General features: G+C 73.4%; 19 protein-coding genes. 2 read left to right on the top strand and 17 right to left on the bottom strand.

Annotation, left to right across the window (positions count from 1 at the left end):
• Positions 1 to 419 precede the first annotated feature (419 nt).
• The 12 genes from ACW62_RS08525 to ACW62_RS08470 form a co-directional block, all read right to left on the bottom strand.
• The gene (locus tag ACW62_RS08525; RefSeq protein WP_053203686.1) at positions 420 to 812 is read right to left on the bottom strand and encodes a hypothetical protein; all 393 of its coding nucleotides are present in this window, start codon (positions 810 to 812) and stop codon (positions 420 to 422) included.
• 2 nt (positions 813 to 814) lie between these two features.
• The gene (locus tag ACW62_RS08520; RefSeq protein ID WP_053203685.1) at positions 815 to 1,420 is read right to left on the bottom strand and encodes a hypothetical protein; all 606 of its coding nucleotides are present in this window, start codon (positions 1,418 to 1,420) and stop codon (positions 815 to 817) included.
• A 110-nt stretch (positions 1,421 to 1,530) separates the two neighbouring features.
• On the bottom strand, positions 1,531 to 2,979 hold the full coding sequence (locus ACW62_RS08515; RefSeq protein ID WP_053203684.1) for a hypothetical protein: 1,449 nt from the start codon (positions 2,977 to 2,979) through the stop codon (positions 1,531 to 1,533).
• Positions 2,976 to 5,843 (bottom strand): FtsK/SpoIIIE domain-containing protein, encoded by a 2,868-nt coding sequence (locus tag ACW62_RS08510; protein ID WP_053203683.1) that lies wholly within the window; start codon positions 5,841 to 5,843, stop codon positions 2,976 to 2,978. The genes ACW62_RS08515 and ACW62_RS08510 overlap by 4 nt, the downstream gene beginning before the upstream one ends.
• Positions 5,844 to 6,040: 197 nt before the next feature.
• Positions 6,041 to 6,529, bottom strand: coding sequence for a hypothetical protein (locus tag ACW62_RS08505; protein WP_157574539.1), 489 nt, complete (start codon positions 6,527 to 6,529; stop codon positions 6,041 to 6,043).
• A gap of 384 nt (positions 6,530 to 6,913) precedes the next feature.
• Positions 6,914 to 7,237, bottom strand: a complete 324-nt coding sequence (gene trxA, locus ACW62_RS08500) for a thioredoxin (RefSeq protein ID WP_053203681.1) — start codon at positions 7,235 to 7,237, stop codon at positions 6,914 to 6,916.
• Positions 7,238 to 7,284: 47 nt separating this feature from the next.
• Positions 7,285 to 8,256, bottom strand: coding sequence for a thioredoxin-disulfide reductase (gene trxB / locus ACW62_RS08495; RefSeq protein ID WP_053203680.1), 972 nt, complete (start codon positions 8,254 to 8,256; stop codon positions 7,285 to 7,287).
• 76 nt (positions 8,257 to 8,332) lie between these two features.
• The gene (locus ACW62_RS08490) at positions 8,333 to 9,151 is read right to left on the bottom strand and encodes an anti-sigma factor family protein (protein WP_053203679.1); all 819 of its coding nucleotides are present in this window, start codon (positions 9,149 to 9,151) and stop codon (positions 8,333 to 8,335) included.
• Positions 9,148 to 9,801, bottom strand: a complete 654-nt coding sequence (gene sigM / locus ACW62_RS08485) for an RNA polymerase sigma factor SigM (RefSeq protein ID WP_053203678.1) — start codon at positions 9,799 to 9,801, stop codon at positions 9,148 to 9,150. The genes ACW62_RS08490 and sigM overlap by 4 nt, the downstream gene beginning before the upstream one ends.
• A complete protein-coding gene (gene murJ, locus ACW62_RS08480; protein WP_053203677.1) occupies positions 9,798 to 13,319 on the bottom strand; it encodes a murein biosynthesis integral membrane protein MurJ in 3,522 nt (1,173 codons plus the stop codon). The genes sigM and murJ overlap by 4 nt, the downstream gene beginning before the upstream one ends.
• Positions 13,316 to 15,511: a DUF6049 family protein gene (locus tag ACW62_RS08475; RefSeq protein WP_053203676.1), complete on the bottom strand. Its 2,196-nt coding sequence runs from the start codon at positions 15,509 to 15,511 to the stop codon at positions 13,316 to 13,318. The genes murJ and ACW62_RS08475 overlap by 4 nt, the downstream gene beginning before the upstream one ends.
• Complete coding sequence (locus ACW62_RS08470; RefSeq protein WP_276202941.1) at positions 15,508 to 15,963, bottom strand: NUDIX hydrolase; 456 nt, start codon at positions 15,961 to 15,963, stop codon at positions 15,508 to 15,510. The genes ACW62_RS08475 and ACW62_RS08470 overlap by 4 nt, the downstream gene beginning before the upstream one ends.
• A gap of 144 nt (positions 15,964 to 16,107) precedes the next feature.
• On the opposite strand from ACW62_RS08470, the gene ACW62_RS08465 reads away from it, so the two are divergent.
• Positions 16,108 to 17,691: a CCA tRNA nucleotidyltransferase gene (locus ACW62_RS08465; protein WP_083459502.1), complete on the top strand. Its 1,584-nt coding sequence runs from the start codon at positions 16,108 to 16,110 to the stop codon at positions 17,689 to 17,691.
• The gene (locus ACW62_RS08460) at positions 17,688 to 18,062 is read left to right on the top strand and encodes a DUF3054 domain-containing protein (protein ID WP_053203674.1); all 375 of its coding nucleotides are present in this window, start codon (positions 17,688 to 17,690) and stop codon (positions 18,060 to 18,062) included. The genes ACW62_RS08465 and ACW62_RS08460 overlap by 4 nt, the downstream gene beginning before the upstream one ends.
• On the opposite strand, the gene ACW62_RS08455 is transcribed toward ACW62_RS08460, so the two are convergent.
• From ACW62_RS08455 to ACW62_RS08435, 5 genes are all read right to left on the bottom strand, one after another.
• Complete coding sequence (locus ACW62_RS08455; protein WP_157574537.1) at positions 18,020 to 19,060, bottom strand: NAD-dependent epimerase/dehydratase family protein; 1,041 nt, start codon at positions 19,058 to 19,060, stop codon at positions 18,020 to 18,022. The genes ACW62_RS08460 and ACW62_RS08455 overlap by 43 nt on opposite strands.
• Before the next feature lie 63 nt (positions 19,061 to 19,123).
• A complete protein-coding gene (locus ACW62_RS08450; RefSeq protein ID WP_053203673.1) occupies positions 19,124 to 19,963 on the bottom strand; it encodes a hypothetical protein in 840 nt (279 codons plus the stop codon).
• Positions 19,964 to 20,005: 42 nt separating this feature from the next.
• On the bottom strand, positions 20,006 to 21,607 hold the full coding sequence (locus ACW62_RS08445; protein ID WP_053203672.1) for a hypothetical protein: 1,602 nt from the start codon (positions 21,605 to 21,607) through the stop codon (positions 20,006 to 20,008).
• A 45-nt stretch (positions 21,608 to 21,652) separates the two neighbouring features.
• Positions 21,653 to 22,249 (bottom strand): GTP-binding protein, encoded by a 597-nt coding sequence (locus ACW62_RS08440; RefSeq protein WP_053203671.1) that lies wholly within the window; start codon positions 22,247 to 22,249, stop codon positions 21,653 to 21,655.
• Entirely contained in the window at positions 22,230 to 22,529 is a 300-nt protein-coding gene (locus tag ACW62_RS08435; RefSeq protein ID WP_240477274.1) for a DUF742 domain-containing protein, read from the bottom strand. Before ACW62_RS08435 ends, ACW62_RS08440 begins: the two co-directional genes overlap by 20 nt.
• Between the last annotated feature and the right edge of the window lie 81 nt (positions 22,530 to 22,610).

The following is a 22,610-nucleotide window of genomic DNA, read 5'->3' as shown; positions in this document are numbered from 1 at the left end:
GCGGCGCGGCCGGGTTGCGCGGCGCGGCGGGGTTGCGCGGCGCGACCGGGTACGAGGCGCGAGTGGGCCGGCGGTGTGGCCGGGTTGCGCGGCGCGGCGGGGTTGCGCGGCGCGGCCGGGCCGGCGTGGGTGCTGGCTACGCGGTGTGAGTGGGCCGGCGGTATGGGTGGGCCGGGCGATATGGGCGGGCCGGACGGTATGGCCGGGTTGCGTGGGGCGGCCGGGTGACGCGGCGCGGCCGGGTGACGCGGCGCGACCTGGCCGGCGGGGGCGCTGGCCACGCGGTGCGAGTGGGCCGGGCGGTGTGGCTGGGCCGGGCGGGTGCTGCCGCGCCGGCGGTGTGGCCGGGCTACGCGGCACCCCCGGGTACGCGGTGTGGCCGGGTTGCGCGGCGCGGCCGGCTAAGCTGCGCCGCCGGGCTACGCGGTGCGGTGCTGGGCCTGACGAGCCCGTTGGTCCGCCTCCTCACGTCGCAGTCGCCGGTCCTCGGCGTCGAGCAACGCCGCGTCGACCCGCTCGCCCGCCTTCTTGAGCAGGCCGACGATCTCGTTCCAGCGGGCGGTGAGGGCGTGGTCCGCTGTCGTGAACGAGGACTTGATGGCGCTGCCGATGCGCTCGCGGATGGCGGCGTCGTGGGGGAGCGCCTGGCTGGTCTTCGTGGTGATGCGCTTCTGGACGGCCGTGAGATCGGCGGTGGTGTCGTCGCGGCCGCGCACCGCCGCGGCGAGGGCGGCCTGGAGGGCCCGCTGCGACTCGCGCAGCAGGCGGATCTCTTCCTCGATGCCGCCGAGGGTGGCCGGCGCCGTGGACATGGCTACCGCCGCGCGACGTGGACGGCTTCGCGGCCGCGGTCGCGGACGGCTCGCGCGGCGGCCGGGATGACCTGGGCGAGCCGCTTCTTCACCTGGGCGAGGTTGGACGTGACCTGCCCGGCGCCCTTCGTGATCTGTTCGCCGTGGTCGAGCAGCTGGTCGGTGCTCCGGCCGATCTGCTGCGCGCCCTCGGCGACGCCGTCGACGGCCCGTTCGAGACGGTCGGCGCTCTGCCGCAGGCTCTCGGTGAACTGGGTGACCTGCGCGGCGATGGGCCGGATCTGCGGCTCGAACGCACCGGCGAGGTCGGCGTCGCCGCGCTGGAGGTCGTCGCAGGCGGTCTGCAGCAGACGGGCGCCGTCCTCCGTGACCGAGGCGGCGCGCTCGAGCTCCTCGAACTTCGCGCGCGCGTTCTCGGCCCGGGCCCGCAGCCGTTCAGCGGCCGCCTTGGCCTCCTCGGCCGGCGCACGTAGGTCAGTCAGCGCCTCGATGGCCGCGTTGGCCTTCTGCTCCAGCTCGGTGAGCCCGCGCGAGGTCTCGTCGCCGCCGCGGGTCAGCCCGCCGGCGACGTCGATGAGGATCTCGCCGGATTCCTTGATGCTCGGCATGGCTGCCGCCCTTCTCGTTCTGGGGCCCCACCCTGCCGGGATCCGGATGCGGCCGCTTACTTCCTGTAGGTCGTTTTGAGAGGGCGAATGTGACAGGTGGCGCTGATATTTCAGAACGCTCCGGCCGCGATGTTGGCCGCCGTGAGGGCGAGCAGCGCCACCCCGCCGATGCGGCCCCCGTACCTCACCAGCGCCGCTGCGTCCGGCCGGCGCGCGAGCCCGGCGCCCCGGCACACCCGGGGGAGCCGGCGGGCCGCGGCCACGCCCAGGCCGACCGCGACGACGGCCAGCGTGCAGACGATCAGCAGCGCGAGCGTCATGGCGGCGGACGTGCGGGTGCCGGCGACAACCATGACGGCCGCCCCGGCCAGCCCTGCGCCCACGACGGCGCCCATCGTGACCCGCCGCGACCGTTCGTCGTGGGCTACGAGCCAGGTCTCGAACTCGACCTCGGCCAGCTTCAGCTCGTCGCGCCGCCGGCCGAGCGCGGTCAGCGCGACGCCGAGGTCGGCGCCGCCGGTGCGCCGCAATCGGTCGAGCGTTGGTGCGGGGTCGTCGAGCTGGTGGGCCGTTCGGTGCACGACGGGGTCGGTATGGACGGCGGTGGCGGCGCCGCTCGTGGGACCGGCTGTGGTGGTGTCGCCCTCGGTGGGTCCGGCGGTGCGCGGGCCGGCTGAGCCTGGCTCGGGTGAGTCTGGCCCGGGTGCGACGGCGGTGCCGCGCAGGCTCAGGTCGGCGCGGCGGGCGGCGGTGCCACCCAGCGGGACGTGATCGGCGCCGGCCGGGCGACTGGCGTACGGGTGGCTGGCGGACGGGTGGCCGACGTACGGACCGGTGCCGGTGCCGGTGCCGAAGCCGAGCGTGTCGTCGGCGGGTGGACGGCGGGCCGTGGGCGGACCGTAGTCCGGATCAGGGTCGGTGCGGGACGAGCGGTGGCCGACCAGGCGGGTCGGCGGCTCGTACGCCGGGCGGGTCGAGGGCTCGTATGCCGGGCGGTTGGCCGCGGCCGGTGGGAGGTGGCCGGCGGGCGGATCGTCGGCGGCTGGGCGGCCGGCGCGAGCAGGGCCGAGGCCGTAGCGGTCCGAGTGCGGGCCGGGACCTTCGTCGGAGGGGAGAGGGCTGGGGCCGGGAAGGAGGGGGGTGCGCGCGTAGCGGTCCAGGTGCGGGCCGGGACCTTCGTCGGAAGGGAGAGGGTCAGGGTCGGGAGGGTGAGAGGCGCGGCCGTAGCGGGCCGGGTGCGGGCCGGGGCCGTCGTCGGGAGGGTCAGAGGTGAGGCCGTACTCGGAGCGGACCGCGGCGCAGTGGGCGAGGCCGTCGTCGGCGGCGGAGGAGGCGCGGTGGATGCCACGGAGCCGGGTGGCGGCGGTCTGCTCGCGCTGCTCGGTGTCTTCGCGCGTGCCGGCGTCGTCGTTGCGAAGCAACTGCTCCGTGCTCTGCACCGACGAGGTGAAGCGGGCCAGGGTGGCGCAGTAGGCGCGCATGGCCGGGGCGCGGACGGGGGCGCCAGGGCTCGGCGTGGTGGGGTCGTCGGCGGCGCCGAACTCGACGTCGGCGGTCATGGCGTCGCTCCGAACCCGGAGCCGGGTGCGTCGGCAGCGCGGTCGGGCCCGGCCGAGCCGCCAACGGCCCCGACGCCCTCAACGCCCCCGGTAGCAGCCCGGCCAGGAGGCGCGGCCGGACGGGGATCGGGGAGGACGGCGCCGACCTGGAGGGGATCGAGCAGGACGGGGTCGGTGTCGCCGGCGAGGTCGTGGAACCAGAGGCGCCCACGCGACGCGGGGAAGGGTGGGCGGACGCCGAGGAAGGAGGTGGTGTCGATGAGGTCGCCGCCGGAGTCGGCCCGCAGTTGCAGCCGTTCGCCGTGCTGGCCCAGCTTGCGCTGGCGGTCGGGGGTGTCGAGCCAGATGAGAGGGAACACCGACAACGCCGGTCCGGTGCCGCACAGCCAGCCGAGCGGATGTGGCTCGTCGGAGTAGAGCGGCGCCTCGACGCCGGAGTACTGCAGGCCGAGCACGGCGACGAAGACCGGGCCGGACGGGCGGGTGGCGAGGGAGGGCAGCTGGTCGAGGTGCGCTTCGTCCAGCACGACGACCCGCGGGCCGAGCCACTGGACGACCTGGTCGAGCGGCCTCCGGCCGGGGATGCGCGGGGGCAGCAGGTCGACGACGACGAAACCGGCGTCGTGGCAGCCGGGCTGGAGGGCGAGGCCGGCCAGCATGGCGCTGACGGCCCCGACGGCGTGCGCTTCGTCGCGGCCGGCCAGCAACAGCCCGCGCCCGTCGCCGGAGCGGGCCGGCACCCCGACCAGCGGCGGCGAGACACCCACGGGCGCGCCGACGTAGACGGTCGGCACCGGCGTCGACGCCAGCACGGGTGCGGCGTCGGCCAGCTCGACCCCGCCGGTGCCGCGGCTGACCCGGATGCGGGGGTCGGCGCCGAACCGGGCGACGACGGAGTCGCGGATGCGGCGGCGGTCGTCGGCGTGCAGCAGCCCGCCTTGGAACAGCTGGTCGGCGTCTTTGTCGCCGCGCGCGTGGTTGAGCACGCCGGAGCCGCGGCGGCCGGTGTCGAGGCGGTCGCGGACCGTGCGGTCGAGCAGCAGGCTCAGCTCGTCGGGCTTGCACCGCAGCCCGACCCGCAGCTCGAGCTGGTCGAAGACGGACGCCTTCTGGGCGGCCCTGCCGGTGCCGACGGAGTTGAGGCTCTGGGTGGCCAGCAGCACGTGGACGCCCTGGCTGCGGCCCTGCTTGACCAGGACGTCGAGGGTGTTCCAGGCGGCGTCCTCGGTGGGCCCGGTGAGCATGAGCTGGAACTCGTCGGCGACGAACAGCACGCGCGGCAGCACTTCGCCGGTGGCCTCGCGGTACTGGGCGATGTTCTTGATCTCGCGGCCGGTGTCGGCGGACGCCTCTTTGAACAGTTGCTTGCGCTGGGCGTCGACGGCGGCGAGGTGCTGCAGGACGCCGAGCGCGAAGGTGGCGTCGGCCTCGATGCCGACGGCGCGCACGTGCGGCAGCGCGGGCCGGCCGGGCCGGGGCGCGTACTCGGCGAACTCGACGCCGGCCTTCATGTCGAGGAGATACAGCTCGAGCTCCTCGGGCGGGTACCGGTGCGCGAGCGCGTGGATGAACGCGTGCAGCAGCGTCGTCTTGCCGGACCCGGACGGCCCGACGACGATGCCGCCGATGGCCACGCCTTCGTCGTCGCCGACCGCGAGCTCGATGGCCGAGCCGTCGGCGGCCTGGCCGACGGTGGCGGCGATGCGGGTGTGGGTGGCGCCGGCGCCGGGCCGCTCGGCGGCCAGCAGGTCGCCGAGCACGACCGGCCGGTTGACGCCGCGTCGGACGGCCGGCGCCAGGATGGTGGTGAGGAACCGGTGCTGCGCCGAACCGGGCGGGTTGGGGCAGCGCACGCGCGCGTGGTGCAGCAGCGCGGGCGGTGACGACGCCCAGGTGGCGCCGCCCTCGTGGTCGACGTGCAGGTGCTCGGCGTTCTCGAGGAGGTCGGCCAGCGCGACGCCCTGCGGCAGCTCGCGCCCGGTGTCGATGACGGCGACCACCGCGACGCCGCAGCGGTTGCCCGTGCGGGCCAGCGACCAGAGCTGCTGGGCGTCGTCGGCGGTGAGGTGGGGGCCCAGCCCGGCCGCGAGCACCAGCGAGCACGGGATGCCCTGCGCGGTGCCCTCGCGCCACCGCGTGACCAGGGAGTCGTCGTCGCCGAGCAGGACCTGGCTGTTGAGCCGGTGGACGTGCTCGCGCAGCGTCCGCAGCTCGGCCGAGACCTCCTCGTGGGTGGCCCGCACGCCGCCGGCGGCCAGCGGCTCGGGCAGCCGGCTGAGGACGCCGAGGTTCTGCCCGAGCCCGCCGGGGTCGAGCAGGTGCAGCCGCAGCGAGCCGGGCAGCGCGGACGCGAGCGCGCGGGTGACGAACGCCTGAGCGAGGTTGTGCGCCGGCGCGCGGCCGCCCGGGGCGTGCGTGATGACGATGTTGCCGCCCAGCGCGGGCAGCACGAACGGCAACTCGACGATGTTGCTCGGCGACGCGAGCCCGAGCGTGGCGGCCCGCACGACCTGCGTGACGTGGACGGGCTGGTCGTACGGCTCGGCCCAGAGCGGAGACTCCCAGCCCTCGTGCGCGTAGCCGGGACCGCGGCCGAGCAGTTCGGTGATGTCGAGGCGGACGCGGTCGGCGGCGGCCAGCAGCGACGCGTGCGACCGGGCCTGCCGGCGGCGGGAATCGCGGGCGATGGCCTGCTGGTCGTCGGTGAGCCGGCGGCGCTCGCGCTCGGCAGCGGCGTGGGCCAGGGCCCGCAGGTGGAGCGCGGCGTCCTCGGTGGCCCGGGCGGCGTGCGCCAGGGCGGCCGGACCGTCGTCGCCGGGGCCGGGACCGCGGAGAAGACCGAGGCGGAGGGCGGATACGCGCATGCCTGCCCTTCCTGTCGAGGTGCCTGTCCCCTACGAAAGTGCGCGGGATGGCCGGTTTGTGACCGGGAAGGGTCGAGGGATCTGCGGGACGGTGCCAGCGGCGGGACGCGTCCGGGAATGACGCGGCCGGCCGACTCCGGGGTGTCGGCCGGCAGAGGTGCTGGAGCGGGCAGTCAGTTCATCCGAACGGACGACGCTCAGAAGAAATCGTCCTGGCCGTCATCGGGAACTCGGACAAACCGTTCGATCATTTCCGCTTCGGTTTCCCATTCGGGATACTTGACCAAGATCGAACTGGTTACTATTCCGATCACGAGGCCCACTCCGAACACCCAGAGGTCCGCTGAGAACCAACCGAGCAGAGCAATGGCGCCGGCCGCCGTGAGCGCACCCTGGCCCACGACCGTCGCCCACCCGGCGACATAGTCGTTGTCGCGGCGCCGGGCGATGAAATCGACCCCGCCGCACGCGAGGCCGACCACGGCCACAGGAATGAAGGCCGCATGGAGTTCGGCCACGCCCGCGAGGTCGGCGAGCGTCGCCAGCGCGGCCAGGACGATCGCCACGATCGAGGCGATCATCGTGCCGATACCGAGTAGCAACAGCTTGGTCTGCCGAACCGCCATAGAGGTGTAGGCCTCGACGGCGGCGTTCTCGGCGTTCACCAAATCGTCTCTGTATTCCATGTACACCTCTCGCCTGACGTCCCAGGAGCCCCGGTCACTGACACGGTAGGTGTCCGAGCAAGGACTTCCGTGACGAGATGATCCGGGAGAACTCGGCGCTCGGCAAACGGAGCGGCTCGTTTCTGCGGATACGACATTCAATGTCGGTTTCGGTCCCCAGGGCAAGAGGTCCGGAGCAAACTAGTACGCGTTACAACGTGTTTTTAAGGCGATTGTGGCGGTTATGTCCGATTGATTTTTCGTCCGGATGGATGAGTGCGCCCGGCGTTCGGCCGATGCGACGCCGAACGCGACGACGCCCGCCGGGCGGACCGTGGGGTCCACCGGCGGGCGCCGGAAGCGGCCTTCGGACGGCCGCGGAGCCGCGTCGTCGACGAGCGGGCGTCAGCCCACGTAGTCGGCGAGGTCGTTGAGCAGAGCGGCCTTCGGCTTGGCGCCGACGATCTGCTTGACGACCTGACCGCCGGAGTAGACGTTGAGCGCCGGGATCGAGGTGATGCGGTAGCTGGCCGCGATCTCCGGGTTCTCGTCGACGTTGAGCTTGACGATCTCGAGGTTGTCCTGCGAGGCGGCGATCTCCTCGAGGACGGGGGCGATCATGCGGCACGGCCCGCACCACTCGGCCCAGAAGTCGACGAGTACCGGCTTGTCGCTCTGCAGGACCTTCGCGTCGAAATCGGCGGTGGTGACGTGCTGGATGTTGCCCATGTGTGACTCCTTGATGGTGGGCGCTTCTCTGGTGACGGAGCTCGGCGTCAGCGGACGGCGAGCTCGGGCTTGGCGGCGTGCTCGGCGGACTCGAGGTCGGCGAGATAGCGCTCGGCGTCGAGGGCGGCCTGGCAGCCGGTGCCGGCCGCGGTGATGGCCTGGCGGTAGATGTGGTCGACGACGTCGCCGGCGGCGAACACGCCGGGCAGCTCGGTCTTCGTGGTGGGCGCGTCGACCAGCACGTAGCCCTCGTCGTCGAGGCGGAGCTGCCCCTGGAACAGCTCGGACCGGGGGTCGTGGCCGATGGCGATGAACAGGCCGGTGACGGCCAGCTCACGCTCGGCCCCGGTGACGGTGTCGCGCAGCCGCAGCCCGCTGACCTTCTCGTCGCCGAAGATGTCGAGCACCTCGGTGTTCCACACGAACTCGATCTTGTCGTTCGCGAGGGCCCGCTCCTGCATGACCTTCGACGCGCGGAGGGAGTCGCGGCGGTGGATGACGTACACCTTGCGCGCGAACCGGGTGAGGAACGTGGCTTCCTCCATGGCGGAGTCGCCACCGCCGACGACGGCGATGTCCTGCTCGCGGAAGAAGAACCCGTCGCACGTGGCACACCACGAGACACCGTGGCCGGACAGCCGCTTCTCGTTCGGCAGGCCCAGTTCGCGGTAGCTCGAACCGGTGGCGACGATGACGGCGCGGGCGCGGTGGACGTTGCCCTCGCTGTCGGTGACCGACTTCACCGAACCGGTGAGGTCGGCCTCGATGACGTCGCGGGTGAGGATCTCGGCGCCGAACCGCTCGGCCTGCGCGCGCATCTCCTCCATCAGCGCCGGGCCGAGGATGCCGTCGCGGAAACCGGGGTAGTTCTCGACCTCGGTGGTGTTCATCAGGGCGCCGCCCCAGCTGACCTCGCCCTCGATGAGCAGCGGTTCCAGCCGGGCCCGGGCTGCGTACACAGCCGCCGTGTAGCCGGCCGGCCCGGAACCGATGATGATCAGGTCGCGGATGTCGGTCACGCCTGTGCCTTCCTAGCGTCGAGGTGGTTCATCTGCCCCAACGGATCCTAGGCGGTCGGCATTCCCGGCGGGGCGCTCACTCGCTCTTCGGGACCTCGACCTGCGGCTGCATCGTCTCGTTGGACGTGGAACCACAGGTGGTGATCAGCCAGCCGTCGTAGGTGGTGGCGTCGTCGAGGACGATGAGCACGCCGGAGCCGACGTTGGTGGAGCCGACCAGCGGCAGGCCGAGCTCGTCGGCCAGCTCCTCGCCGCAGGTGTCCGACCCGGCGGGCTCGGCGTCACCCTGGACGACCTCCGTGACGGCGGTGGTCAGCCGGGCGGGGTCGAGGGCCTCCGGAGCCGCGTCGGCCGGCGTCTCCACGGTCGGCGCGGGTTCCTGCATCGTGCTCAGAGTGCCGTCCCGGGCGAGGTCGGAGGGGGTGCTGAAACTGGGGCCGACGTCGTCGGCGCCGCCTTGTGCCTCGGCGGCCGCGACATCCCCGTCCCCACCGCTGTCGGAGCCGCCACCGCCGCCACCGACGGCGACATACCCGGCAAGGCCGAGGACCGCGACGCTCGCGGCGGCGGCCAGGCCCTGCGGCAGCCGGCGCCGGAACCAGGCGACGGTGCCGTCGCCGGCGGAGCCCGCGGACGCGGCCGACGCGGCGTCGCCGGACGCCCGCTCGGCGGCCAGCGCGTGCGAGATGCGCACCGCCACGAACTCGGGCACCGGAATCTCGGCGGGGAGGGCGCGCAGCGCGACGGTGACCTGGGCCAGTTCGTCGAGGGTGGCCTGGCAGCTGAGGCACTGGTCGACGTGGGCCTGGACCTGGCGGGCCTGGGCGTCGTCGAGGACGCCTTCGGCGAGGTCGGCCAGCACGTGGCTGGGCGGATGGGCGCCGGCAGTGGTCACCGATGCTCACCTCCTGTTCCACGCGACGTCCCAGATGGGACGTCGCCACCGGTGGCTTGGTTCCCGGTGGTGTTGAGCCGGCCGGGGGCCAGCAGCGGGACGAGCTTGGCCCGGGCCCGGGCGCAGCGGCTCTTGATGGTGCCGACCGGGAGCCCGAGCAGTTCGGCCGCCTCGGCGACCGGGAACCCTTCGACGTCGACGAGGATGAGCGGTATCCGCTGGTCGGCCGGCAGCGTGGCCAGCGCCTGCTCGAGGTCGACCCGTAGCGCGGTGCGCTCGGCGGGGTCGCTGGACGGTTCGGTGGCGGGCGCGACGCCGGGGATCTCGGTGCCGTCGAAGGCGACCGGGTCGGCGGGACGGGCGGCCTGGTGCCGGACGCGGTCGAGGCAGGCGTTGACGACGATGCGGTGCAGCCAGGTGGTGACCGCGGACTCGGACCGGAACGACCCGGCCCGCCGGAACGCGTTGATCATGGCGTCCTGCAGGGCGTCGGCGGCGTCGTGCGGGTCGCCGAGCGTGCGCAGCGCGACCGCCCACATGCGGTCCTGGTGGCGCCGCACCAGCTCACCGAAGGCGTCGGGATCGCCGTCGACGTGCTGACGCAGGAGTTGCTCGTCGGGCACCCGGGGACCGGGCGCGGACTGCGTCACCCGAGCACCTCCGCTTCGGCTATTCCGCTCCGATAGTTGCCGTCGTCGGCAAGGGGCAACTGAGTGAACCATACGAGGAGATACCGAGTGCTCACCGCTTCGTCAAGCGTGCGGGTGACATTCTGCTCAGAGTCCTCGACGGTGTCGATGGCGGTCCAGCCGTCGAGATCGCCCGGCGCCTGGGTGGCGTCCTCCGGCGCGACCCGCAGCTCGAAGCTCACGCCGGAGTTGATCAGCGCCAGCCGGACCTCGCGCACGGACACCGCCTGCCCGAGGTCGAGGTAGACGCCGACGCCGTCCTTCTGGGCCTCGAGCGGGTCGTAGTAGTTGACGGTGGTCCAGGTGGTCTCGGGGTCGCCGTCGAAGACGTTGCCGACGTCGCTCGGGTTCTCCTCGCCGTTGCCGGCGGGGTCGTAGTCGGTGGCGGCGCTGACGGCGACGGGTGTCGCCTCCGCGGCCGGGGTGTCCTCGGACGGCGGTGTCGAACCCTCGGTCGCCGAGGTGGTCGGCGGCGAGTCGTCGCCGGCGTCGTCGATGGCGCCGAGGAGGAGCTGCAGCCCGACCAGCGTGGCGCCGACGAGCAGCAGCATCGCCGCCATGACGCCGAGCAGCCGGGCGGTGCGGCCGGACTTGCGCCGCTTCCGCAACTGCTCGACCCGGCTCGGTGGCGGTGGCTGGTCGCCGGGCTCGTCGAGGATCGCGGGCGGCGCCGCGACGACGGCTTCGTCGGCGACGACGGAGCGCTGCTGGTGGCGTGCGCCGTTGGCCAGCTCGGTCGCGACCTCCAGCGGGGTGACCAGCGAGGTCGCGTGGTGTCGCCGGCCGTGTCCGATGGCGCGGTCGGTGACGGCGTCGAGTAGCCGGGGCACACCGGGGCGGACCTGGCGGGGCGAGGCGAGCCGGCCGTCGATGAGCGGCGCCGGCGGGAGTCCGCCGGGCGTGCCGACGGGCCAGCGGGCGGTCAGCGCGGCGTAGAGCACGCCGCCGATGCCGATGGCGTCCAGTTCCGCCGGGTGCGGACGGGACGGGTCGGTCGGCGCGCACGGCGTCTGGGCGATCCCGCGCAGCGCGTACTCCGTCTCCAGGCCGGCGATCTTCACCGAGCCGTCGGCCGTGACGAACACCAGCGTGGGGTCGAGGTGGCGGTGCGCCAGCCCTTGTGCGTGCGCGGTGGCCATGGCCTCGGCCACCTCGCGCCCGACGGCGGCGGCCTGCTCGGGGTGGAACGCGCCGGCGTGCGCCAGCAGCGCGGCCAGGCTCTGCCCGGGGGTCCACTCGCGGACGACGTAGGCGACGTCGTCGTCGCTGCCGACGTCGAGGACGCGCAGGAACCGGGGGTCGGAGACGGTGGACGACACCCGCGCCGCGGTGGCGAACCCGCCCGCCCGCGGGTCGTCCAGCGCGACGGCCTGGACGAACACGGCCCGCCGCAGGACGTCGTCGACCGCCTGCCAGGACTGGATGCCGTCGGCGTTCTGCAGCAGCCGCTCGAACCGGTACCGTCCGGCGACCGTGCGCCGCTGTCCCGGCGCCGCACCGCGCGGACCGGGCGGCTCCGGCGGCACGCCCGGCCGGGTGCCCGGCAGCGGCTGGACGACGCGCGCGCCCTCGCGGGCCGCGTCGAGGCCGAGGGCCGCGGCGCCGCCCACCCCCGCGCGGTCGCGGTACCCACCGGCGTGGGTGTCGAAGAAGCTCGGCACGCCGGGCAGGGTCTCGTCGAGGAAGAACTCCGACGTCATGTCGGGGTCCATCGGCCGGCGGAAGATGCTGAGCGTGCCGGTCTCGACCGGGATGTTGTACTCGGCGGTGTCCTCGAGCAGGTCGCCGGGGTCGCCGGCGGGAACGGCGCGTCCGCCGCCGCGCAGCCGGGCCAGCACCATCGCGACCGCGGTGCGCACCTCGGCCACCCGGAAGGCGTAGGCCAGGCCGACGAACGTCACGACGCCCACCGTGCCGCCGATGAACAGCTCCAGCATGCGCGCGAGCAGCGACGGCAGCGCGTCGCTGATGCCCAGGCCGGTCCAGCCGCGCCACACCAGCCAGGCCAGCCCGGCCGCGATGGCGGAGTGGATCAGCAGCCGGATCACGTGCTGCGCCAGCTGGCCGCCGCCGAGAGCGCCGATGCGCTGCTGCAGCCTGACCGCGCCGACCGCGGCGCCGACGATGTACGCGACGCTGTAGCCGGCGGCCAGCGCCATGGTGACGTACTGGGCGCCGGGCGCGGCGATGGCGACGCCGACGGCGCCGATCATGATCACCGCCGACACCCAGATCTGGGTGTAGAACGGCGTCTTGGTGTCCTGCAGCGCGAAGAAGCCGCGCAGCACGAGGTAGTGGACGGTGAAGGCGACCAGCCCCGGCATCAGCACGATCAGCGTCAGCGCGAGTCGTCCGGTCTGCCCGCCGGCGGACCCGTAGTCGAAGATCATCGCCGTCAGCGGGAATGCCAGCGCCGCCATCAGAGCGCCGAGCGGGATGATCACCGCCAGGCACATGCGCAGCGCGGCGACCAGCTTCTCGCGGACGTCGTCGAGGTGGCCGTCGGCGGCGAGGCCGGACAGCCGCGGCAGCAGTGCGGTGGCCAGCGACACCGTGATGATGGAGTGCGGCACCATCATGATCAGCATGGCGTTGGCGTACACCGAGTAGCCGGCGCCGGCGTCGCCCGCGCTGACGCTGCTGGCGCCGGACGCGACCTTCACGACCACCAGGTACGCGAGCTGGTTGACCACGACGAACGCGACCGTCCACAGACCCAGCCGCACCGACTCGCCGAGCCCCTGGCCGCGCCAGTCGGTGCGGAACCGCAGCGAGAACCCGGTCTTGCGCAGCACCGGGATCAGGATGACCGCTTGGGCCAGCACCCCGACCGTGGAGCCCAGCCCCAGCAGCATCGTCTGGGTGGTCGTGAACGGCTCGAACCCCTGGGTGCCGTAGACGAAGAGGAAGACGCCGAACACCGCGATGGCCACGATGTTGTTGAGGATCGGCGACCACATCATCGGGCCGAACCGGCCCTTGGCGTTGAGCATCTGGCCGATCAGCACGTACAGCCCGTAGAAGAAGATCTGCGGCAGGCAGAACTGGGCGAACATGACCATGTTGTCGAAGTACGGCCGCATGTCGGGGTCGAGATAGCGGTCGTCGACGATCAGTTGCATCAGCCAGGGCGCGGCCAGCACCGCCAGCAGCGTCGCCAGCCCGAGTACCGCCACGGCCAGGCTGAACAGCCGTTGGGAGAACGCCTGGCCGCCGTCGGCGTCGTTCTTGATGGCGCGGACCAGCACCGGGACGAGGACGGAGTTGAGCACGCCGCCGCCGACCAGGATGTAGATCATGTTCGGCAGCACGTTCGGCACGTTGAACACGTCGGCCGTGGCCGCCGTCAGGCCGATGGCCGCCGCGATGACGGCGGCCCGCGCGAACCCGGTGAGCCGCGAGACCACGGTCCCTGCGGCCATGATGGCGCTGGAGCCCAGCAGGCCGGAGCTGCGGGGCGGCTCTTGCGTCGCCGTCACCGCGCGGCCTCCTGGGTGGGCCTCGCCTCCGCCGGAAGCTCGTCGACAACGCTGCCTCCGGCCGGTTCGGGCGGGTCGTCGTGACGACGGTGGCGCCGGCGCGACCGCCGGCTGCGCAGCGTACGGCGGACGATCGCGCCGAGGAACAGCGCGCCGGCCCCGCCGACGATGACCCAGCCGATGGTGCCGTACTCCGTGGCGTTGACGACGGTGGGCACCGGAGTCCCGATGGGCCGGCCGTCCTCGGTGGTCAGCTGCACCTCGATCGGGACGCGGCCGTTCGCCGCGGCCTGCGCCGTCACCTCGACCAGGCGCTGCTCGCCCGGCGCCATCTCCTGCGTCTCGACCTCGGCGACGCGCAGGCGGTCGGGGTTCTCGGACTGCACCTGAAGCCGGACGTTGACGGCGTCGGGCAGGTCGTTGGTGACGGTGAGCGGGAACGACCCGGCCCGGCTGGACAGCGTGACCGACTCGGGCACGTTGATACTGACCCGCTCGATACGCCGGGTGAGGCCGTCGCCGATGCCCCGGGCGTAGGAGACACCGGTGTCGGGGTTGTCGCGCCAGCCGGTGGACGCCGAGCGGAGGGTGGCGTGGTCGAGCGCGGTGGTCACGTCCTCGGGGTCGGCCAGCAGGGTGGTGTACTGCATGGCGTCATCGCGCAGCGCGGCGGTGGCGGCGACGTTGGCTTCGGGCAGCAGGGTCGTGCCCTCGGACGGTGCGGACGAAACCTGCAGGGCCTCGCCGCCGGCGCCGACGCGGTCGGTGAGCCCGACCGGCTCGACCCAGGTGCTGGACGTCCACGCCGTCACCAGGCTCTGCGGGATCGGGTCAGCCGGCCGCCAGCGCAGCGGCGGCGCGGCGACCAGCAGCGGCGGCTCGGTGCCGGTGTCGGCGGCGGCCAGCGCGACCATGGCGGTCTCGGCGATCCAGCGCTGCTGGAGATCGGCGGCGCCGGCGGTGGGTTCGGCGGCCGCGACGGCGTCGGCGATGGCCGAGCTGAGCCCGGCGTCGGCGGCGACGACGCGCAGCGTCTTGTCGCCGGCGGTGACCTCGCCGAGCGCGCCGGCCTCGCTGTGGTCGGAGTCGTCCTGGTCGGTGGCCTGGACCGTGTCGGACGGGACGACGACGGTGCCGGCGCCGGCGTCGGCCAGCGTGTTCAGGACGTCGTCGGTGACGGCGCCGTCGTCGAGCCAGGCGACGCCGGACGTGGCGGCGGGCAATTGCTCGGCCGCGGCCTCGCTCGCCGCCAGCGACTGCTGGCTCAGCGTTCCGGCCAGGGCGGCGTCGTGATCGTCGAAGGCGCCGACGTCGGGCAGCGCATACGGCAGCATCCAGACGTCGTGCTCCTGGGTGACCTGGTCGAACCGCTCGCGCCAGGCCTGGGCGGCGTCGGTGTTGGCCTGCGAGCCGTCGACGGTGCCCTCCGGCGAGACGACGCTGTAGCCGTCGGACAGGGCGGACACGGTGTCGAGCAGGTCGGGGTCGACGGCCCAGGTGACGGGTGCGTCGGCGCCGGCCTCGAGGACGGCCGACAGCGGCTGGTCAGCGCCCAGTTGCTCGGCCAGCGTCTCGTCGGTGAGCGTGCCGTCGGGCAGCAGCGCCGGCCGGGCCGCCAGCGGCCAGAGCATGGCGACCGGCACGGACGGCAGCTCGTCGGGGTTTTGGATCCAGGGCACGACGGTGCGGGACGTGCTGACGCGGCCGCGCTCGCCCTCGGCTGGGGTGGCCAGGATGTCGACGCCCACCACATAGACGCCGGACGCGTCGAAGCCGAGCTGCTCGTCGGTGAGCGTGACGGTGAACGTCTCGGCCTGGCCCGGCTCGAGCGTGCCGGCGACGTCGTCGAAGCCGTCGCCGGGCCGCGACCCCCAGTACAGCTCCTCGTTGCCGCCGATCTCGCGGATCTCGGACCGCGACTCGACCCGGTTGCCGCTGAGCCGGAACAGCGCCTGGACGTTCTCCATCGGCTGGTCGCCGGTGTTGCGCACCGTCCCGCTGAGCGTCAGGCCGTCGGAGTCGGGGGTGAGGACGCTGGGCGTGACGCTGGTGAGCGTGGTCTCGGCGCTGACGACATCGGGGTCGGGCGCGTTCTCCTCGGCCGCGGCCGTGGCAGGGGCCAGCAGCCCGACGCCGATGACGGCGGCGGGCGCGCACACGGCGGCGAGGGCTCGGAGGCCGGCCAGCCTCATGACCGGTCCTTCCGGGCGCCGCCGGCTTCGGCGGCGGTGCTCGCCGGAGTGTCGCCGGGCGTGGCCGGGAGCAGCTCGCGCAACCGTCGCGCCAGCCGCCGTTCGGATGCGTAGCGCATCCGTCCGGCCAGCTCGTCCAGTGGCACCCACGCCACTTCGCTCACCTCCACGTCGTCGGTGCTCAGACTCCCACCGGTGGCCTCGAGGAGAAAGTGGTGCACCGTCTTGTGGATCCTCCGATTGTCCGCCACGAACCAGTAGTCGATGTCGCCGACCGGGGTGACGACTCTCGACTGCAGACCAGTTTCCTCCGATACCTCCCGCACCGCAGCTTCCTCGGGCGTTTCACCTGCCTCGACGTGTCCCTTGGGCAGCACCCACTCCAGCCGTCCGCGCCGGTCGATGCGGCCGATGAGGGCGACGCTCGACGGGTGCTCGTAGTGGTCGACCACCAGGCCCCCCGCTGAGGTCTCGCGAACGGTGCGCAGCCGCGGCCGGCTCGCCTTGCGCCGTCGCCTCGCTCCCCGACGTCGCCGATGGTGCGGACCGTCGGCTGGCGAGGACGGCGAGCCGGGCATACGTCCAGAGTAGCTGGGATGCGGCCGCATCCTGGTTGCTGTGGATGCCGCGGTCGCCGACCGCGAGGTCTGACGCCAGTCTCCAGAGAATTGCGGTTGGGATCCCGGGGGTGTCGCCCCGTAGGCTGGTCCGTCGTGATCGGAACGAAGGAAGCGGCGAACGACGTGCTCTCGAAGGCGCAGCGGCAGGCGGTGCGGCAGTTGCTGCGCATCGCTCCCGTCGTCGACGAGCTGGGCGCTCGCTTCCAGGCCGCCGGGCACGAGCTGGCGCTGGTGGGCGGCTCCGTCCGCGACGCCCTGCTCGACCGTCTGGGCCAGGACCTCGACTTCACCACGTCCGCCCGGCCCGAAGAGACGAAGCGCCTGCTCGCGGGGTGGGTCGACAGCCTGTGGGACGTCGGGCAGAAGTTCGGCACCATCGGCGGCAACAAGGACGGCTTCCAGATCGAGATCACCACCTACCGCGCCGACAGTTACGACGCCGCCAGCCGCAAGCCGGCGGTCGCCTACGGCGCGTCGATCACGGACGACCTCCTGCGCCGCGACTTCACCGTCAACGCGATGGCCGTGCTGCTGCCCGGCCGCGAGTTCGTCGACCCGTACGGCGGGCTGGCCGACCTCGGCAGCCGGGTCATCCGCACGCCGGGCACGCCGGAGCAGTCGTTCTCCGACGATCCCCTGCGCATGATGCGGGCCGCGCGGTTCGCGTCGCAGCTCGGCTTCGAGGTGGCGCCCGAGGTGGTCGCGGCGATGACCGACATGGCCGGGCGCATCGAGATCGTGTCGGCCGAGCGGGTCCGCGACGAGCTGACCAAGCTGCTGCTGTCATCGGCGCCGCGCACCGGGCTGACGCTGCTGGTCGACACCGGTATCGCCGGCCACGTGCTGCCCGAGCTGCCCGCGCTGCGGCTGGAGATCGACGAGCACCACCGGCACAAGGACGTCTACGAGCACTCGCTGACGGTGCTCGAGCAGGCCATCGAGCTGGAGCGGCGGCTGCCCGGCGGCGGCCCCGACCTTGTGGTTCGGCTGGCGGCGCTGCTGCACGACATCGGCAAGCCGCGCACCCGTAAGTTCGAGGCCGGTGGCGGCGTGAGCTTCCACCACCACGACGTCGTCGGCGCGAAGCTGGCCCGCAAGCGGCTCGCGGCGCTGCGCTACCCGTCCGCCGTCATCGACAGTGTGGCCAAGCTCATCCAACTGCACCTGCGCTTCCACGGCTACGGCGGCGGCGAGTGGACCGATTCCGCGGTGCGCCGCTACGTCCGTGACGCCGGCGACGAGCTGGAGCGCCTGCACGTCCTGACCCGGGCCGACAGCACGACGCGCAACCGGCGCAAGGCGGCGGCCTTGCAGCAGTCGTACGACAGTCTGGAGGACCGCATCTCCCGGCTGGCCGAAGAGGAGGAACTGGCCGCCATCCGGCCCGACCTCGACGGTAACCAGATCATGCGGGTCCTGGGCATCGGGCCCGGGCCGCTGGTCGGCCGCGCCTACAACCACCTGCTCGAGGTCCGGCTCGACCACGGTGTGCTGTCCGAGGACGACGCCCGGGCCGAGCTGCTGCGCTGGTGGTCCGAACAGCCGGAGAGCGCCACGTGAGAACCGGCCCGGCGGTCGCCGTCGACGCCGTCCTGGTGCTGGTGTTCGTGCTGATCGGCCGCCGGACGCACGACGACCCGCTGTCGCTGGCCGGTCTGGCGCGCACAGCGTGGCCGTTCGCGGCCGGGCTGGCCGTCGGCTGGGCGGTGACGCTGCTCCGGCGGCGGCCGCCGGTGGCGCTGGTCACCGGCGTGACGGTGTGGCTCGCGACGGTCGTGGTGGGCATGCTGCTGCGGGCGGCGTCCGGGCATGGAACGGCCGCCTCGTTCGTCGTCGTGGCGACCGTGGTGCTCGGCGCGTTCCTGGTCGGCTGGCGCGTTGCGGTGCGTCAGTTCCGGCGCGACGCGAGCAGCTCGTCCTCGGCGGCGTAGTCGTCCATCGCGTCGCCGTAGTACTGCGCCAGCAGCGGGAACGCCTCGCGCCACGGCCGGTCGGCGAGCCGGCCGCGCAGCCAGGCCGACGTCGACTCGACGGCCTCGGCGTAGCTCGCGACCGGCACGTAGCCCAGCTCCGTCGCCGCCGCCGTCATGGCCACGAGGAACGGGCGCGGCACGGACCACGGGGTGCGCCCGACGCCGCTGGCCGGCGCCGGGCCGTCCAGAGGCACCAGCTCCGGCTCGTGGCCGGCGGTGGCGCTGACGATCCGGACGATGTCGGCGACGGACGGCGGCTCCGGGTCGCCGGCGTTGAGGATCCGGCTGGCCGGGCGCCCGGCCGCGAGCCGGACCAGCTCGCCGAGGTTCGCCGCGCTGGTGGTGTGGAACCGGCTGCGGCCGCCGTGCGACAGCGGGATGCGCGGCCGCCGGTCCAGCGCGCGCAGCAGCGGCCAGACCTCGCGCGGGCTGGTGCTGCCCGGGCCGTGGATGGCGCACGGCCGCAGCACGGTGACCGGCAGCCGGCCGTCGTCGAGCAGGGTGTTCTCCAGCAGCAGCTTCTTCGTCGAGTAGGTGGCCGGCCCCGGCGCCGTCGTGGCCTGGGTCTCCGGCACCGGCCCGGCGAAGCGCGGGAAGTCGTCCGGCCCGGTCGCCTCGTCCAGCGTGCGGCCCGCGTCGTCGGCGTACACCGAGGCGCTGGAGACGACGATCAGCGAGCCGACGTCGCCGGCCAGGCCCAGCAGCAGCCGCGCGTCGGCGTCGTCGTAGGCGATGGTGTCGAGCAGGACGTCGGCGCCGCCGGTCTCGCGCAGCACGCCGGCGAGGTCCGCGCGGTCGGCCAGCCGCTCGTCGACGCCGCGCCGGGCCCAGCCTGACGGTGCCGTGGTGCTGCCGCGGTGCACGGCCGTGACGGACCAGCCGTCGTCGAGCAGGGACTCCACGGCGGCGCGGCCGATCTGGCCGGTGCTGCCGACGACGATCGCATGACGGCTCATGGCGTCCGACGCTAGCCAGCGGTCCGGGCGCCGGTCACGCTCGTCTGCTCAGGGCAGAGCGCGTCACTCGACCGGCCGCAGCGTGGCGCTCACGACGACGACGCCCTCGCCATACTGCGCGTCCAGCTCCGCCTGCAGCCCGTCGTCGACGAACACGCTCAGCTGCACGGCGTTGGCCGTGACCTCCGGGCCGACGGAGAGCAGGTCGGGGACGGCCGCGGTGAGCTCGTCCTGGATCGCGGTGAGGTCCCGCGTGCTGCGGTCGGCCGCACTGACACACAGCGGGCCGCCCCAGAGCCCGCGCAACTCGGCCTCGTGCGCGTCGAGGTCGCCGGTGAACCGGGCGTTGAGCACGGTGGGCTGGACGGAGGAGTCGACCCACATGCCCGCGCCGTCGGCCTGCTCGTCGACGTACGCGTTGACGGCGTTCAGCGCGGCGTCGGTGGCGGTCGCGGGGTCCGTGACGGCCCACCCGCCGGCCGACGGCTCGCACGGCGAGGTGAAGTCGGGCGCCGCGTCATCGGGAACCACCGGCGAGGTGGCCGCGCCGGGCAGCGGCGGCTCGGTCAGCGTGAACGTGCTGCCGTCCCAGGTGCCCGTGACGGAGTAGAAACCCCAGGTGACGCCGCTGGCGGACTCGGCGTCGGGCGCGTCGTCCCAGTTCCAGCCGGCGATGTCGGGACCGCCGCACTGCGGCGGATAGGACTCCGCCACCATGCTGCACAGCTGCGGGCCGTGCTCGGGGCTCTCGAGGACGGTGAAGATCCCGGTGTAGAGCTGGCCGGGGTCGGCGGACGACGGCAGGTCCGACGGCGAGGCGCTGACGGGCGCCTCCTCATCGCCGCAGGCGGCGAGCAGCAGGGCCGCGACCGGCGCGGCGACGATCCACCCGAAGTGACGCATGCCACTTGGACGTCGGTCGAGGCCACGGCGTTCCGGCCGGCCTCAGTCCACCGGCTGCAGCAGCGCCTCGACCCGTACCACGCCCGGCCCGTACTGCTCGTCGAGCCGTTCCTGCAGGCCGTCGTCGACGACCACCTGGATCCACACCGAGTTGGTCGCCGAGTAGCTCGACGAGGAGATGGCGTCGTACTCGGTCCGGATCTCGGCGGCGATCGCCTCCAGTTCCTGCTCAGTGCGCTCGGCCTGGCTCACGCAGATGGCGCCGCCGTACAGGCTCCGCAGCGCGGCCTCGTGGGTGGCGAGGTCGGCGGTGAACCGCACGTTGACGACGATCTCGGCCGGCGCCGTCGCCGACCGGTCTTCCATCGGCACGTCGCGGTCCAGCCAGAGGTCGACGTAGCCGGGCGCGGCGCGGGCGTAGGCGTACGCGGCGTCGAAGTCAGCCGAGTGTGTCAACGCGCCGTCGAGGATCGCCCAGCCGCCGGGCGGGGTGGGGCAGAGCGTGTCGAACGGCGGGAACGGGTCCTCCTGCTCGTCGCGGGGCGGTGGCGGTTCAGCCGGCCCGGTCAGCGTCAGCGCGGTGCCGTCCCAGGTCCCTCTGATGTGGTAGTCGCCCCAAGTCACGCCGTCGGCCGACTCTTCGCCGCCGACGTCGTCCCAGGACCAGCCGCGCACCTCGATGTCCCCGCCGCACTGCGGCGGGTAGGACTCCATGACCGCCCAGCAGGCGTGCGGCGGACCGTCCGGCCGCTCGTGCACGAAGAACGTGCCTTCGTAGATCGTCGGCGCGGCGTCGGAGGGTGGCACCGGCCGCAAGGAGGCGGTCACCCGGACGGTGTCGGGTCCGTACTCGTCGTCGAGCCGCTCCTGCAGGCCATCGTCGAACAGCGCCTGGACGTCGACGAGGTTCTCCTGCTCCATCACGGCGGCGGAGAAGATGCCGTGCTTCCCGGCCAGCTCCGCCTGGATCTCCTCCAGCCGCGTGTGCGGGTGCCGGGCCTGCGTGACGCAGAGCGCGCCGCCCCAGACGGCGCGCAGCTCCGCCTCGCGCGCGGCGAGGTCGCCGGTGAAGGCGACGTTGAGGATGGCCCCCGGCGCGGCGGCCGGAGGTGGCGCGTCCGGCGGCTGCTCCACCTCGCGATCGACCCACAGGCCGCCGTAGCCGGGCAGCGTCGCGGCGTAGTCGACGGTGGCGGCGAGCGCCTCGGTGCTCGCGGTGGCGGGGTTGGCGAGCACCCAGCCGCCCGCCGGCGCCGGGCAAGGTGTGTCGAGGTCGGGGCCGGGCGACCGCGGCTGCCGGTCCGACGGCTCGGGCGGTCCGGCCGGCTCGGTCAGCGTGAACACGGCGCCGTCGAAGGTGCCGGTGACCTGGTAGTCGCCCCAGCTGACGCCGTCGATCGTCTCGTGCTCGACGGCGTCCCAGTCCCAGTTCGGGATGTCCGGGCCGCCGCACTGCGGCGGGTAGCTCGCGAGCGCGCCCGCGGGGCACAGTTGCGGGCCGTGCTCAGCACTCTCGAGCACCGTGAACGTGCCCGTGTAACGCTGCTCCTCCGGTGCGGTCGCGGCGTCGCCGGGCTCGGCGTCCGCCGCGGTGCACGCCGTCAGCGTGATGACGAGCCCGGCCAGCCACCCCCTGTGACGCATGTCACTAGGACGGACAGTGCGCGCGGGAGGTTCCGGCGAACCGGGTCAGGTCTGCTGGATCAGCGACATCGCGTGCTCGACCAGCGTGACGAGCACGACCTTGACCGACTCGCGGTCGCGCGCGTCGGTGACGACGAACGGGACCTCGGGGCCGACCTGGAGAGCGTCGCGGACGTCCTCGACGTCGTGCTCCTGGATGCCGTTGAACGCGTTGAGCGCGACGACGAACGGGATGCCGCGCTGCTCGACGTAGTCGATGGCGCCGAAGCAGTCGGCCAGGCGGCGGGTGTCGACGAGCACGACCGCGCCGATGGCGCCGCGGGTGATGTCGTCCCACATGAACCAGAACCGGTTCTGACCCGGCGTGCCGAAGAGGTACAGCACGAGGTCGTCGGCCAGCGTGATGCGGCCGAAGTCCATGGCGACGGTCGTGGTGCGCTTGTCGGGCAGCATGGAGAGGTCGTCGACGCTGGTCGAGGCCTCCGTCATCAGTGCCTCGGTGCGCAGCGGCTCGATCTCGCTGACCGCGCCGACGAACGTCGTCTTGCCCACGCCGAAACCGCCGGCCACGACGATCTTGACCGACAGCGCGTCTTGGTCGGCCTGTGTGCCGCCAGACACCTCAGAGTCGACGAAGGCCATCCCTCACCCTTTCCAGCACGCTCAGATTACGAGCCGGCTCCTCGGAGCCGGCGAACGCCGCATGCGGGTCAGCGACCCGCACCAGTCCTTCGGTCTCGAGGTCCGCGACGAGCACGCGGGCCACGCCGAGTGGCATCGAGACGATTGCGGCCACCTCGGCCACGGACCGTGGCGAGTGGCACAGCCGGAGGATCCGCTCCCGTTCCGGCTCCGGGTCGGAGCCGTTGGTGCGGCCGTCCTTCGTGGTGGAGACGAGGGCCTCGATGGCGATGTCCTGCACCGGGCGCGTGCGCCCACGCGTCGCAAGGTACGGCCGTACCCTCCGGCCGTCAGGTGCCGCCATCATGACCTCCAGACCATC

It is taken from the genome of Jiangella muralis, assembly GCF_001270745.1.
GTDB classification, from domain to species: Bacteria; Actinomycetota; Actinomycetes; order Jiangellales; family Jiangellaceae; genus Jiangella; species Jiangella muralis.
Note: the sequence above shows the minus strand (reverse complement) of the source record. Positions and strands in the feature narration are given on the sequence as shown.